Source organism: Sphingomonas sp. P3_C5, from assembly GCF_056402635.1.
This window is the reverse complement of record NZ_JBFUHA010000004.1, coordinates 87,861-102,799: the sequence shown is the minus strand read 5'-3', so window position 1 is coordinate 102,799 and position 14,939 is coordinate 87,861. Positions and strand designations below refer to the sequence as shown.

Here is a 14,939-nt window from a genome sequence, read left to right as displayed (position 1 = left end):
GCGATCACCGACAGGCTCTATCTCGAGACGCTGTCGAGCCGCAGGCGCTCGACCGGCAAACCATCGGCTTCGATCTCAATCATGACGGGGCCAGCGCGGGTCCCGGCGCGCACGGCCGCGACGACACGTCCGTGGAAACTCTTGCGCGCGCCCGACTGGAAGCTTGCGGCATCCTGCGGATTGCCGTTGCCGACGCCCGCCAGCGTTGCGGCGCCGAGGACGCGCACGGTGACGCGGCGGTCTGCGGCCTGCGCATAGACAGGCGTCCCGACGGCGTCGACGAGCTCCACGGTCACATAAGCGAGATCCTCGCAATTGGCGGTCAGGTGATCGCGATCAGCAGCCACACGTGCCCTGGCTGGCGCACCAGCGGTGCGGAGCTCCCAGCGTGCGGCCTCGCGACCATCGTGGTAGCCGACAGCCGTCAGGGCGCCAGGCGAGTAGGGCACCTCGAACAATGCCTTGTACTCATTCTCCATGCCCACCCGCTTGCGGCCAAGGCTGGCCCCGTTGAGGAGCAGCTCGACCTCCGGAAGCTCGGAATAAACCTCGACTTCGAGCGGCTTTCCTTCCTGGCCCGGCCATGTCCAGCTCTGATGGACATCGTCGAGCGCCCAGTCGAGATGCGGCCCCGTGATCGGGAAGAGATGCCGGTCGGGAAGATCCTCGGTCCCTTTCGGCTGCCGTACAAAGGCCGAGATCGGATCGATCCCAGTCTTCCACAGGACCTCGCGATAATAGGCGGCGGGACGCTTGCGGCCTGTCGCATCGATCTCACCGCTATAGGCGAGATGCCAGGGATAAGGACCGAGCTTCTGCCAGTCCTGGCTATAGCCCATCCAGCCGATGCCGCTTTCGCCGATATAGTCGACAGCGGTCCATACGAAATCTCCGATTACCCACGGCTTGCTTTCGACAAACCGCCAATAGGGAAAGGCATCCTTCGAAAGAGACTCGGAAGTGTAGAAAATCCGCGCCGGGAATTTTTGATGCTCCCCCTCGAAATCATGCGCGTGGTAATTGAGCCCCGCGACATCGAGCAGCGCGGCCTGGTCGGAAAGCTTGGGCGGATCCGCATTGATTGCCTGGGTAATCGGACGCGTCCGATCCAGGCTGCGAACCCGCGCGGCCAGCTTGCGGCCGGTTTCGACGCCCAGTGGCGTGCCGTCCTCGGGGATTTCGTTGCCGATGCTCCAGAACACCACGCTTGGGTGATTCCGGCCGCTGATCACCAGACTGTCGATATCGGACGCCCAGTTGTCAGCGAAAAAGCGGCTATAATCCTGGGCTCGCTTGTTCTTGTTCCAAGCGTCGAACGCCTCGTCGATCACCAGCATGCCAAGTTCGTCCGCAGCGTCGAGCGTCGCCTGGCTCGCCGGATTATGGGCGTTGCGGATGGCGTTGTAGCCGGCCGCCTTCATCAGCGAGACCTTGCGCGCATCGGCGTCCGGGGCTCCCGCGCCGCCAATCATGTAGTTGTCGTGATGGATGTTCCCGCCGCGCAGCACCATTTGCTGGCCGTTGACGCGCAGCCCGTTCACTGCGTCGACGGTGATGGTGCGTATGCCGAAACGGGTGCGGCGCGTGTCGGTAGTGGCGCCGTTGACCCGCGTCTCCTGTATCAGTGTGTAGAGATTGGGCGACTCCGGCGACCACAAAGCCGGGCGCGGTATCGTGAGCGATTGGCTCCATTCGATGCTCGCCCCGGCGGCAACGGTCCGACGCTGGCTCGTCTGTGCCACCACTTCACCATCGGGGTTGACGACCTTCGACACCAGCTCGACGGGTTGTGCGCGCGTCGCGCAGTTGCTGGCGGACGTCCGGATCGCGACGCTGCCCATGGCCGGTGTCGCCTGGGGCGTGGTCACGAAGACCGTGTCCGGATCGATGTGCACGCAGTCGAGGATCTGGAGCGTGACCGGCCGGATGATGCCCGATCCCGCATACCAGCGCGATGATGGGTCCGGGTGGTTGATGCGGATAGCGATCACATTGTCGCCCGGCTGGAGCTTGCCCGTGAGGTCGACGGTGAAGGCGGTGTAGCCATAGCGATGGGCGGCTAGCTGGCGGCCGTTCAGCCAGATCGTGGCGTCCATGTAGACGGCTTCGAACTTGAGCCGGACGATCTTTTGCGTTGCCGACGCATCAAGCTTCAGATGGCGGCGATACCAGCCGACGCCGCCCGACAGATAACCGGAATCCTGCCCGGCAATTGCATGCGGATCGAACGGACCGGTGCCGTCCGGCCGATCCATTATCGACCAGTCGTGGGGGACGGCCACTGGTTTCCAGTTGTGATCGTCGAGCGCCGGCGCCTCGGCGCCGCCGCCGACATCGCCCCGACTGAAGAGCCAGCCCTGAGACAAGCGCTGCTCTTCCGCTGCCGCGGGCATCGCAGCCGTGAGGAACGCGGTGGTCAGCGCGAACGCGATCCGTGCCGGCTTGAGGTGCCGGAGCATCGCCTTCGCCCCACGCATGCCTGCCACCAGCAGAGATCTGCGGCGGTCCGTCCTTGAATCCAGCGTCATGCCATCCTCAACCTGCCTCATGTTTTCGTTGCAAACGGCGAACGCATCCGGCCGCACCTTCGGCAGCAATGGGCCGAAGAACTCCGGATGAATGAGAACCCCGCTTGACGGCCGGATGCGCGCGAAAGGGTCGCATGCCCCGGCAATTAGGACGCCACCATATCGGACGATTTCGCCAGAGCAATCGCTGTCCACGCCTGGGCGCGGGAATTGTTGCGAGCAGGGAAATAGCGACACGGGGCGGCCTATTGAGGTGTGACGAACTGGCAGGGCGGCGAACGTCAAATCCGATCGTTCGCTCAATAGTCAGTGGCACAGGAACCACCGCTGACCGCCAGCCCGCTCGCGCGTTGTCGCGGTGATGGAATTCCCTGTTATTTGCGCGGAACAGGGAATTTTTTCTTTTTTTCGGCGCTGCTCTCACTCGGATTTTCAATATTAGAAATTAATTACAACACCTTAATAGAATCTGTTATTGGTTCAGCCAGCTCGGAACAGGGAAATAACAGGGAATTAACAGGGAAATTCGGCGCGCAAGCGCCATCCGTGGCGCCGCGCGGCATTCAGAAAGCCAGACCATTAGAAAGAGCAGTTCGGGCTTCTGAGACGTCCCGTGCCTATCCTATGACCGATCCAGCAATGCGGTTGAATCGCTTATCCGGGCCGCACAAAACCGCTTTTCCGGACCTGTTCGATCAGCGCGCGGTGCGTGGGCAAGGCCGACAGCGCATTGTCGCCTTGACGCCGGATTTCGGCGAACCGGTCCCTGGCTTCGTCATAGTAGCGGAACGCTCCCGCCTGAGCGCTCAGGTCCGTCTTGTAGCCGAGACCATAAAGAACATATTGCCAGTTCGCGTCGGTGAATATGTCATGATTTGGATCCATGTCGAGGAACGAAGGCGGGCGGAACTGCCAGCGCTCGAGCCGTTCCTTTAGGCCATCGCCGACAGTCTCGGACCTGACGTTATCGCGCCAGAACTCACTGTCCTCACGGCGGGTGAGGCAGTAATGCAGCTTGATGAAATCCGCTACATTTTCATATCGCCTGGTCATCAATGGGTTGAATTGTCTGGCGCAAGCTTCGTAGTTGCCGTTCCAGGGGAAAAGATTGGAGATCAGCAGAGCTGCGATCTCGACAAATCCTATGCCCGTCGCCTCCAAAGGCTCGATGAAGCCGGCCGACAGCCCGATGGCGACACAGTTGTTCTTCCATTGGATTTGACGGTAGCCCGGTTCGAAATTCAGCACCCGGGATTCAACCGATGCCGCGGCGGGCCCGATATAGTCGCGCAGCACCTGCTCGGCGCGGGCGTCGGAAGTATGGTCGGTCGAATAGACATAGCCGACGCCGCGCCGGCCGCTCAGCCCGATGTCCCATGTCCAGCCGGCCTCCTGCGCAGTGGAGATCGTCTGGGACTCGATGGGCGCGTCCGGCCGGTCATAGGGAACTTGCAGCGCCACGGCTCGATTGACGAACAGCTGGTCGCGAAGGCACCGAAAATCCACCCCCAGGGCCTTGCCGATCAGTTCCGCGCGAAAGCCTGTGCAGTCGATATAGAGGTCGGCCTCGAGGTCACCATGGGTTCGCGTGGTCAGGCTCTGGATATGGCCGTCCTCGCGGACGGTGACCTGCTGGACCAGATCCTCGATCCGCCTGACACCCAGCGCGAGCGCGCGGCGACGCAGCAGCGCGGCCAGCTCCACTGCGTCGAAATGATAGGCGTAGCTCAGCGGCCCATTGTGTCCAGCGTGGCTGATCAGTTTCGGCGCATGTCTTGCGTCAATGACCCGCGGCTGCACGGTGCTGGCGCTCGCCCAACTGGCGTCACCGGCCACGCCCAGCAGCCAATAGGGCAGAAGATCGAAATCGGAGTGCTGGGCGGAAGTCTGAAAGGGATGGAGGTAGGAATCATTGCCCTGCTTGTCCGCGACGCCACGCCAGTCGACAAAGCGAATGCCTTGCTTGAAGGTTGCGCTGGCTTCACGGACCAGGCTGTCTTCATCGAGTTCTATACGGCTGAAGGTCTTTCTGATGCTGGGGAAAGTGCCTTCGCCAACACCGATGATGCCGATCTCGGGCGACTCCACCAGGGTGATGTCCAACCCGCCAGGCAGCCCATGAGACAGCATTTTCGCCAGATAGGCGGCTGTCGTCCATCCTGCCGTGCCGCCTCCGACGATGATGACTTTCTTCTGCACGGTCCTCACACTCCAGGCCCGTCACGGACCAACAAAAAACAGGACGCTGCCACCATAAACTCGTGGGGGCGTTCTCAATCGGACCGCCCCCGCTCTCAGCCACATCGCGGTGAGGCACCTTAGTCGGCCGGTACCGTTTGAGGCGCCTTGCAGTTACGATCGATGAAATCCTGATGCGAAGGGACCGCCTGCGCCGAACGCAGGATCTCTTCGCGGCGCAATTCCATGCCGTTGCGGATCTGCTCCAACGGATAGAGATCAGCCGATATGTTGTAGCGCGCTGGAACGGCACCATTGCCCAGCAGGATGGCGAGCCAGCTCGGCTCCATATAGGATTCGGAATCTTCCAGCGCGATTTCCCCGCTGGCGTTCCAGACCTCCAGCTTGTGCCGAAGGCTGTCCGGTATCTCCATGTCGCGGCACGCAGCCCATAACGGCTCGGGACGGCGCGAGAGGTAATAATGGGCAATGATGAAGTCGCGGATGCGGTCGATCTCGCGGGTGGAGAGCCGGTTATATTGGTCGCGCAGAACGGGGTCGATGGTCCGTTCGGGGAAAAATTTAAGCAGCTTCAGGACCCCCATGACGATCAGCTGTATTCCGGTTGACTCCAAAGGTTCGAGAAAACTGGAGGCAAAACCGATCCCCACGCAATTGCGGTTCCAGAACTGCTTGCGATGGCCGGAGGTAAAGCGGAACAGCCGCGGCTCGGCAATCGGTTCACCGTCGATGGCACCCAGCAAGGCGTCTCGCGCCGCATCGTCGCTCCACAGATCCGAATTATAGACCATGCCATTGCCGCTGCGATGTTGCAGCGGGATGGTCCAGCGCCAGCCCCCGGCGTGCGCGGTTGACCGGGTAAACGGCGTCGGCGGGCCGGTGCGTTTCGATGGCACCGCGATGGCGCTGTTGCAAAGCAACCAGCGCGACCAGTCGACAAACGGCGTGTCCAACGCCCTTCCCAGCAACGCGGACGCGAAACCGGAACAATCCACGAAGAAATCGCCGGGAACCTTAAGGCCATTGGCAAGATGGATAGCGGTAATATTGCCGGATTCGCCGTCCAGATCGAAGTGCGTCATCTTTCCTTCGATACGCTGCACGCCGAGCCCGATCGCCACGTCCCGCAGATAGCGGGCGTAAAGTCCGGCATCGAAATGATAGGCATGGTGATAGCGCGCATTCTGCGGATCGGTCGGGGCGAAATTGTTATTTTTCGCAACGGCATAGGCGAATGAATAATCGTCTATCGGACGGTCGTCGCCCGATTGCCGCATTCTCAGCCAGTAATGGTGGGTCGACACCCCTTCGACCTGATGGCCATAGTCGCTAAAGGCGTGGAAGTGCCGGTTTCCGGCGGTTCCCCAGTCGCAGAATTCAATGCCCAGCTTGAACGTGCCCTGCGTGCTGCGAACAAAGTCGAATTCATCGATGCCGAGCAAGGCGTTGCACTGCGCCAATATCGGGATCGTCGCCTCGCCGACGCCGATGATGCCGATCTCCTCGGATTCGACCAGAGTGATGCGCGTTTGTTGAGGATTAAGCTTCTTGGCCAGCAGCGCGGCCGCGATCCACCCCGCCGCGCCGCCACCCAGAATGACGATATCCTGTTGATGGCCGCTGTTCATAAACATGCCTCGCCATGAACGTACCCGGTGCTGTGCCTGCCGAACGGGGTTTCAGGCGTATGCGGTGGTTGAATGTCGGTCAAGGCACGCGCCAACCAGCTGTGTCTGTGACATGCGACCAGGCACGAACCGGCCGCAATACTCTATTCGAAAAATGGGAAGGGCGCTCCTCGATGAAGCACCCTTCCCCGTTCAGACCGTCAGAAGCGCACCCGCGCGGTGACCTCGTAGCGCCGATCGCTGACGTTATAATCGTACGGCTGGAATACCCCAGGGATAGGCTCCTGAAGGGTCCGCGAAATCGTGTTGAGAAGGTTGTTCGCGTTGAACGAAACGGAAAGCTTCTCGTTCAATTTGAAGTCGAAACCCGCATCCAGGTAACCGGCCGCTGCCATATACGCCGGAACCATGTTGTACACCGGATAGGAATGGGTCGCGTCAAAGTTGGTCGGGCTGGTGTTGAGAATGTAGGGATTGCCGCCGCTCGTCGCATAGGACAGCGGATTGACGTTGGTCGACAGCAACGCCTTGTCGCGCCAGTTGTACGCCAGACGGAAATTGATCTTGCCGCGGCTGTACAGCAACTGGACGTTGTAAGCCCATTTCGACAATCCTGCGTAAGGAAGGTTCGGGTAGGTCTGCGGCACCGTACCGTCCGGATTGAGGCCAGAGAGGAGGCCGCCGGGCGGGGGGGTGGTTAACACGCTGTTGGCCGTCTGCGCAGGGTTACGGCTGTCGATGTAGGTCAGGTTACCCTCGATACCCAGTCCCCTGAGCAAGCCCGGCAATTTGTCGAAGAACTTGCGGCCACCGATCTCAAAGCCCTTGATATAGGCCTTCTGCGTCGACGACCTGTTCTGCAGATAGACCCACGGAAGAGTCAGGGTTGTATCCGTAATATCCGGGTTCGGAGTCGTATTTCCCACCGCGGGCGGGGTCGCACCATTGGCGTATGCCTTGACCGGAGTAGCAATGTCCTTGACGACGTACGAATAGAACTCCGGCGCATCCTTAATCTGCTTGGCAAACAGATCGATGTAGAAGAAGCTTGACGACGACGGATAGTATTCGAATGTCAGGTCTTCGCTGGTGATCATGGTCGGCTTGAGAGCTGCGCCGCCGATGTCGACGAGAACACCTTTGATAATCTGAGGTGAATTGTCACCATTAATGGGGTTTTTAAGTGACCTGGTTCTGATCGAACCGCCCGCGCGAATGTCATTGAGATTCGGCGGAGAAGACGACATCGATGCCGCACCACGAATCTTGAACTTGTCGGATGCATCGAACTTGATGTTGAACGAAGGCAGAGCGCGCGTGTAACTATAGTCGCGGGTTTGCGGGAAATACGCTAGAGTAAACCCATAGACTGTCGGGTACGTCGCCGGCGCACCCGGCAGGTTCTGCTGCTTGTTGAAGTAGGCCGTGCTGTCCGCTTCGGTCAGAGCGAGGTTCGAAGCGTTCGGCGTTCCGAGCAGACCGCTCGACTTCAGAGAATCGTGGAATACACGAACGCCGATATTACCCGAGAATGCCGGGATGAACCCGATACGATCATGCGCGAACCTGGCCTGGACATAGCCAGCCCAGTTGGTGATGCGACTCTCGGTCTTGTTCAGGCCCTGATCGATATTGTTCTTCCAATACTGATCCTTGGTCCCGTTGGGGATATCGCCGTTATAAGTCTGGAGCAAATGGTACCAGTCATAGCTCTGCATGAGATGCTGGCTAGCGACGAGAAGCTGTGCCGGCACAGCCACTTTGCCGCCGAAGAAATTCGGGAAGGTGGCAACCTGATAATCCGCCGGCCAGACATTGGGGTTACTGAAATACTGAACATTTCCCGGCCCGAAGTTCGGGTCACCGGGGTGATCCCCGAAGTTGTGCCCCATCCAGGGCTGACTCAGCGGAGCCCAATATGTCCCCACGAAATTGTCGTTTTCGGTTCGCCTGGCGGCACGGGCACCAACAGTGATGCTGCGCAGGAATCCGCCGTCGCTGACCCTGTATTCAAGGTCGAGATGTCCGGCCAGCATCGTCCCCTTATTTTTGGGTTCGTGATAGCCTAACTGGCCAAAGGACGCCGTCCTCGGATCGACCACCCCGGCGGTGTTGATGCCAGACACGACCGGCAGCGAGCCCGACAGGTCGACATCCAACGAATTAACCAGCGGGCTGCTTTGATTGGTGCCGACATAGAACTGCTGCCCGGTCGAGCTGGACGAAACATATTGCGCGCTTCCCCGCACCGCCACGCGGTCCCCAGGGGTCCAGACGAAGCTCTGCGAAATATCCAGCGTGGAGTTCTTGCTGTGGGATGCCGTGGCGCCGCCACCGGGGTTCAGCGAGGAGCTGGGGGGGGTGCACTGCGCAAGAATCTTGTGATTCCAATTCGCAGGGGGATTCGACGGGTTGATACCTGCATCAGCCGACCAGTCCCACTGAATCGACGACGGTGGGCTGCCATAGCTGGCACCGCAATCGAGCTGGTAGTAGGAGGGCAGCCAACCGGTGTGGGTGGTAGTATTCGTAAACTCCACCGCATTGCCGGTAGATCCGATTGTGAGCGTTCCCTTCTTGAAGGCGCCGTCGGCATCATATTCGACCGGACTGCCGACCTTGGGCATAACCGCGGACGTTGCAGATGGGTTCAGCCCCAAGCTACCGCTGGTCCCCTGACTATGCTCGATATATTGCGAGAAGAATATGGTGTTGGTCAGCGTCAGGTTCGAAGCCGGCTTCCACTGAATGGCCTGATAGGCACCGTATCTGTCGCGCTTGGTCTGGTTATTGTTCCAGTTGAACGAGCTGGGAACAAAAGCCAGATGATCGGCGCGTTTGGAGGTGGGCACATATTGGGCGAACATGGCGCCAACCTGAAGGTCGCTGCTCTGCTGGTATAGACCGCTATAGGCGAAATCCCACAACACGCCGATTTCGCCGATGCCGGTATCGAAACGCTTGGAGAACATGGCGGAAATGCGGGGCGAAGCCTTTTTCGCCATGGTGCCGTAGGTGCCGCCCGCGCTGACGTTGAACTGCGTATCCTTGAAATCGAAGGGCACATGCGTGCGAAGGTTGATCGCGGAGGCACCCCCTTCGATGATGTCGGCGCGGGTCGCTTTGTAAACATCGACCCCGGACATCAGCTCGGGCGTGACTTCGTTCCAGCTGATGGCGCTTGCACCGTTGGCGCTGAACACCTGCCGGCCGTTGAGCATGCTCGAATTGAAGGGAAGACCGCGCACGGTGATGCCCGTGCCTTCGATCTGGAACGCGGTGCTGCCACCGTTGGCTCCATTGAAACGCGAGATCGACACGCCCGGCACGCGCTGAAGAACTTCGGTGATCGAATTGTCCGGCAGTTTGCCGGCCTCGTCCGCGGTCACCGAGTCGACGATCGTGTCGGCGTTCTTTTTGAGGGAGATCGCATCCGCCAGCGCCTTCCGCCGGGCGGTGACGATGATGTCAACCGCGACGTCGTCGCTCGTATCTTTCGCCTTGGCGGGCGCATCGTCCTGCGCCCATGCCGGCGTTGCCATGCTCAGGGTTGCAAGGATCAGCGCCGAAGCACTGGCACTCAACATCAAATTTCGCGTCTTCATTTCTACTCCCCCAATTTTGATGCACTATTTTTTATATGTGCGTTGCGTTTTTATACGTGAGTTCAAACCGAGCGCAAATTATTTATACCTCTCTGCCGACCGGCCAGCGCCCGAGGTATTGACACGGGTTGCGATGGGCCCGGCTCGGCCCCATATGAGCATTGCCGTTGGTCCATCGTTGTCATTTCCGCTGGAAGGATTGCCGTCCGTCGAGGCCGAACCTCGACCGGCTGCAACCGGGCGACCCTGGAGCCGCTTCCGGCAGTAACTCCGCATCGCACTCAAGCATGTCGCGGCCAATGATCACGGCAAACCCTCCATTTTAATAGCAAAGGGAGGGTATTTGCCGTCACCGACACAATCTCTCCCTAAAGTCTATTTCTCATCGGCCTCAGCGGCCAGACCTACTTCAGCGGCAGGTCGCTTTAATCACATAAATCATTGAGCTCGTCCACGCGGCACCTGTACTGGACCCGTCAAAATCGGCCAAAAACGGAACGAATATTGTGCGGATAATCCGTGCTGCGAATTGAGAGGCCGGAAAGCTAAACGAGAGTCCGTTTCGCAACATTTTTGGTAAATCGCGTCCTGCCAGGCCTTGGGGCGAGCCCATAGCTTGACCATAACAGGGCGGAGAAGCTGCCCATGGGCGGACTGTCCCGAATCACCCCGAGCTCCGGCTCGTCGTCGCGTGGCCAGTCGACCCTTTGTTCAACGAGCGGGAAGTGCAGGAGAGATCATGAAGCTCGTCCGTCGCTCGGCAGCGGCAATCGCCCGTCTGGGCCTTGTTCGGGGTGCCGGACGGGGCGTGAGCGCCACTGATTGGAAGAGGCAAGCATTCTGGCCCGAAATCGGGTATGGACTGCAGCCAACCATGAGTTCCGATGCCATCATTTTAGCGAGCGATGTTCGAGCGGGCGCCGAGGCCAGCGACGCGGGCAGTCGTTCGGACACCACCTTGTTCGGCCGGCTCCGCCCGGCGATTCTCATTTTCCTCGCCTGGACGTGTCTCGGCCTGTTCCTTGCAGTGCCGGAGACGTTCACGGGCTTCCGTTGGCTCAACCTCATCGACAAGCTCGTTGATTCCTGGGCATGGGCTATGTTGACGCCAGCCCTGCTGCTGATCGACCGCAAATTCGCGTCGACCGAGCAGAGCATCGGCCGCCTGGCGCTTCTGTTCCTTTTCCTGAGCGTCCCTTTCAGTCTCATCCATACCTATTTGTGCGGTCTGCTGCTGCTAGCGATCCCTCAGCTATGGTGGAATCCGTTGCTGAGACCCGATTTCGCCGTCTACTATTTCCTGGGTGGCTGGCAGACATTTTCCGCATTGGTCGGCATCGTATATGCGTTCAAATATTATAACCGTTTCCTGACCAGCCGACTTCAGCTGGAGCGTGTGGAAAAGAGCTTGCTCGCGTCGCGGCTGAACGCGCTGCGCCTCCAGCTTGAGCCGCATTTCCTCTTCAATGCGCTCAATACGATTTCGTCTGAAGTCACAGCCAACCCCAATCTTGCACGCGACATGATCGGGGACCTTGGCGCGTTGCTGCGGCAGTCGCTCGACTGCAAGGACAGGACTGAAATAACGCTGGCGCAGGAGCTGTCGCTTCTCGAGCATTATCTCTCCATCCAGCGCATTCGCTTCGGGGACAGGATGGAAATCGGCATCGATATCGAGCCCGAGACGCTGTCTATCCTGGTGCCTTCGATGCTGCTGCAGCCGATCGTGGAAAACGCGATCCGCCATGGAATCGAGGGTCGGCTGGCAGGCGGAAAGGTCATGATTTCCGCGTGGCGTGCGGGCGACGAATTGCAGATCCGCGTGCTTGACGATGGCGTCGGCCTGCCGCCGAACTGGCGCATGGATGCATCGACTGGACTCGGCGTGCGCCTCGCGCGGGAACGGCTGGCGGCGCTCTACCCTGATTTGGGCGAGCATGGTTTCGTGATCCGCCGCCGCGACGGAGGCGGCACCGAAGTGGCAATGAGCGTGCCCGTATACCGCGTCGAAAGTGACGAAGCATGAAAGCGGCGCCCGAACCGCTCCGTGTGCTGGTGGTCGACGACGAGGCTCCGGCCCGCAAGCGTCTGATGGACCTGCTCTCCCAGGATCGTGATGTCGGCCAGATCCTCGAGGCAAGGAACGGCGTCGATGCGGTTGCGCTGATCCAGGAGGCGAATCCCGATATTGTGTTCCTCGACGTGCAGATGCCTGGCGTGGATGGCTTTGGCGTGATCGATGCCCTGGGCGCCGAAAACATGCCGCTGACGGTGTTCGTAACTGCCTATGACAGCTTCGCCCTCAAGGCTTTCGAGGCGGAGGCGGTCGATTATCTGCTCAAGCCCTTTGGCGACTCTCGCTACGAAAAGATGATGGAGCGGGTCAAAAAGCGTCTGGAGGAGATCCATCCTGACAGCGAGGGCGACGCGAATGCCTTTGGTCCGGAACTGCTCAAGCTGGCCGCGAGTCGTGCCAAGCCGGGTGAAATCTGGAACTGGATGGTCGTCAAGAAGAAGGACGCCACCCACTTCCTGATGACTCAGGACATCGACTGGATCGAAGCCGCCGGGGTATATGTCACGCTGCATGCCGGCGACGAGGAATTCCTGTACCGCGCCGGCCTCGCCACCGTGGCAAGCCGGCTGGACCCTTTCAAGTTCGTACGTATCCATCGCTCGAGCGTCGTAAACCTCAGATCGATCGCATTCCTCGAGCGCCGCTCTCACGGCGAGTTCGAGGTGGTGCTGAAGGACGGCACACGGCTGATGCTCAGCCGGAGCTATCGCGCGGAGGTTGAAAACATGCTTGGGCAATCGCTCTGACCAGCGGGTTTCCGCTTTCGCGACATAGCGCCTGACAGCAGCGTCCGAAACACCCCGATTCGCTAGCCCTCAGGGGCCTGGATTCCGGCTCATCGCCGCCTCGACCGCCTCACCGCGCCGATTTGCCGGTCCGGAACAATTCTTACACAGCGGGATTTGGCTCGCTATAGTTTCCTGCAACAAGTGCCTTGATCAATATTCGTGACCAGCGCGCCAGGTTTACTGTCAACGGTTTCACAGACCATGTTGAACAATATGTTTGTACAGGAACAAAAGCTCCAGAAGCTTGTGGTCCCGTACTCGGATCCTGCAGTCGAACGTGAATGTTGATCCGCGATATTGAGCTGGACGAATTGTTCCAGTTCCCACGAGCCTCCCTAGGCCGGGACAATGTTCCCGGCCCCTTTTTTGCCTGTAGCGGGTCGAGGCCCACAAAACTGCAGCTGCGGTAAGGACGGGAAGCAGCGTTCGGTGCATAACGCACGGCGCCGCCACGAAGCGCCGGCAGAGATGACAAGCCACCCTCGGAGGGGAATGCCGTGAGAAAATGCCTGGTCGTACCGCTCGTTTCGGGACTGATTCTTGCCGGAATTGCGCCTTCAGTGGCGCTTGCCCAGCCCGCGACGGCGCCGGTGCGCGTTGTGCAGGTGGATGCGACGACAGCGGCAACGCCGGTCGATCGGTTCTTCGACCTCTCGGTGGGATCGGATTATCCCGGAACGCTGATCCGCGATGACAGCATGGCGCAACTCAAGACCACGACGGGCGAGCTGGGATTCCGCTACATCCGCTTCCACGCAATCTTTCACGATGTGCTGAAGACGGTGCAGGTGAAGGACGGCCAAATCGTCTATGACTGGACCAAACTCGACGAGCTCTATGACAAGTTGCTCGCGCGCAACATCAAGCCCTTCGTCGAGCTCGGCTTCACCCCCGAGGCGTTCAAGACGTCGGACAGCTCGATCTTCTATTGGAAGGGCAACACGTCGCATCCGAAGCTCGATGGATGGGCGAAACTGATCGATGCCTTTGCCCGGCACATTCAACAACGCTACGGCGCCGAGGAAGTGCGGAGCTGGTATTTCGAGGTCTGGAACGAGCCCAATCTCGACGGCTTCTGGGAAAAGGCCGATCGCGACGCCTATTTCGAGCTCTACGACGTAACCGCGCGCGCGCTGAAGGCGGTTGATCCGGCGTTGCGCGTTGGCGGTCCGTCGACGGCCGGCGCGGCCTGGGTGCCCGAATTCCTCGATCATGTCGCGGCGCGCGGCGTCCCGGTCGATTTCGTCACCACCCATACTTATGGTGTGGACGGTGGTTTCCTCGATGAGGAGGGCAAGGGAGACACCAAGCTCTCGCCGTCGCCCGATGCGATCATTGGCGACGTGCTCAGAGTGCGGGCGCAGATCCAGGCGTCCAAATTCCCCAATCTGCCGCTCTATTTCACTGAGTGGAGCACCAGCTACACCCCGCGCGACGCCGTGCACGACAGCTATGTGAGCGCTCCCTATATCCTCACCAAGCTGAGGGCGGTCCAGGGTTCAGTCCAGGGCATGAGCTACTGGACCTATAGCGACCTGTTCGAGGAGCCGGGTCCGCCCACGGCAGCCTTTGAAGGCGGCTTCGGGCTGATGAACCCACAGGGCATCCGCAAGCCGGCCTGGTTCGCGTACAAATATCTGCATGCGCTGCAGGGCAAGGCGATCCACGTCAAAGACCAGTACAGCATGGCAGCGATCGACCGATCCAGCCTCGCGCTGCTGGTGTGGGACTGGCATCAGCCTGAGCAGAAGGTGAGCAATCGCCCCTTTTACAGGCAATTGGTGGAAGCGCCCGTGGCCGCTCCGGTCAGCGCGCGCTTCGCCCATGTCCAGCCGGGGCGTTATCGCCTGCGCACCTATCGCACCGGCTACCGGCATAATGATGCCTATTCGGCCTATATCGACATGAAGCTGCCCCGTACGCTTTCCGCCGCGCAGGTGGATCAGCTACAAGGGCTGACCGGCGACTTGCCCGAGCGCAACGAGGTGGTGACCGTTCCGAAGAGCGGCGTCCTGAAAGTCGATGCGCGCATGCAAACGAACGATGTCCTGCTGGTTCGGCTCGACCGGATCGGGCGCTGACGAAAGCAGGATCAGGATTCAAGGGAGAGGTAC

At 60.0% G+C, this 14,939-nt stretch carries 7 protein-coding genes; 3 read left to right on the top strand and 4 right to left on the bottom strand.

Features of this window, described 5'->3' with window-relative positions; genetic code table 11:
- Positions 1–17: 17 nt before the first annotated feature.
- The 4 genes from AC1DVS_RS11695 to AC1DVS_RS11680 all read right to left on the bottom strand — a co-directional run bounded on the left by AC1DVS_RS11695 (position 18) and on the right by AC1DVS_RS11680 (position 9,960).
- Entirely contained in the window at positions 18–2,528 is a 2,511-nt protein-coding gene (locus AC1DVS_RS11695; protein WP_478023156.1) for a glycoside hydrolase family 2 TIM barrel-domain containing protein, read from the bottom strand.
- A 654-nt stretch (positions 2,529–3,182) separates the two neighbouring features.
- A complete protein-coding gene (locus AC1DVS_RS11690) occupies positions 3,183–4,727 on the bottom strand; it encodes a tryptophan halogenase family protein (RefSeq protein WP_478023154.1) in 1,545 nt (514 codons plus the stop codon).
- Positions 4,728–4,846: 119 nt separating this feature from the next.
- The gene (locus tag AC1DVS_RS11685) at positions 4,847–6,355 is read right to left on the bottom strand and encodes a tryptophan halogenase family protein (protein ID WP_478023152.1); all 1,509 of its coding nucleotides are present in this window, start codon (positions 6,353–6,355) and stop codon (positions 4,847–4,849) included.
- Positions 6,356–6,555: 200 nt separating this feature from the next.
- A complete protein-coding gene (locus AC1DVS_RS11680; RefSeq protein ID WP_478023151.1) occupies positions 6,556–9,960 on the bottom strand; it encodes a TonB-dependent receptor in 3,405 nt (1,134 codons plus the stop codon).
- A 739-nt stretch (positions 9,961–10,699) separates the two neighbouring features.
- Here AC1DVS_RS11680 and AC1DVS_RS11675 point away from each other — a divergent pair.
- The 3 genes from AC1DVS_RS11675 (at position 10,700) to AC1DVS_RS11665 (ending at position 14,906) form a co-directional block, all read left to right on the top strand.
- Entirely contained in the window at positions 10,700–11,986 is a 1,287-nt protein-coding gene (locus AC1DVS_RS11675) for a sensor histidine kinase (RefSeq protein WP_478023149.1), read from the top strand.
- On the top strand, positions 11,983–12,783 hold the full coding sequence (locus tag AC1DVS_RS11670) for a LytR/AlgR family response regulator transcription factor (RefSeq protein WP_478023147.1): 801 nt from the start codon (positions 11,983–11,985) through the stop codon (positions 12,781–12,783). The genes AC1DVS_RS11675 and AC1DVS_RS11670 overlap by 4 nt, the downstream gene beginning before the upstream one ends.
- A 539-nt stretch (positions 12,784–13,322) precedes the next feature.
- On the top strand, positions 13,323–14,906 hold the full coding sequence (locus AC1DVS_RS11665) for a GH39 family glycosyl hydrolase (protein ID WP_478023146.1): 1,584 nt from the start codon (positions 13,323–13,325) through the stop codon (positions 14,904–14,906).
- Positions 14,907–14,939: the final 33 nt, after the last annotated feature.

Excerpts from the sequence above, each read along its gene's own strand:
- AC1DVS_RS11695 (WP_478023156.1), bottom strand. The coding sequence starts at position 2,528 with ATGACGCTGGATTCAAGGACGGACCGCCGCAGATCTCTGCTGGTGGCA.
- AC1DVS_RS11685 (WP_478023152.1), bottom strand. The coding sequence starts at position 6,355 with ATGAACAGCGGCCATCAACAGGATATCGTCATTCTGGGTGGCGGCGCG.
- AC1DVS_RS11680 (WP_478023151.1), bottom strand. The coding sequence starts at position 9,960 with ATGAAGACGCGAAATTTGATGTTGAGTGCCAGTGCTTCGGCGCTGATC.
- AC1DVS_RS11675 (WP_478023149.1), top strand. The coding sequence starts at position 10,700 with ATGAAGCTCGTCCGTCGCTCGGCAGCGGCAATCGCCCGTCTGGGCCTT.
- AC1DVS_RS11670 (WP_478023147.1), top strand. The coding sequence starts at position 11,983 with ATGAAAGCGGCGCCCGAACCGCTCCGTGTGCTGGTGGTCGACGACGAG.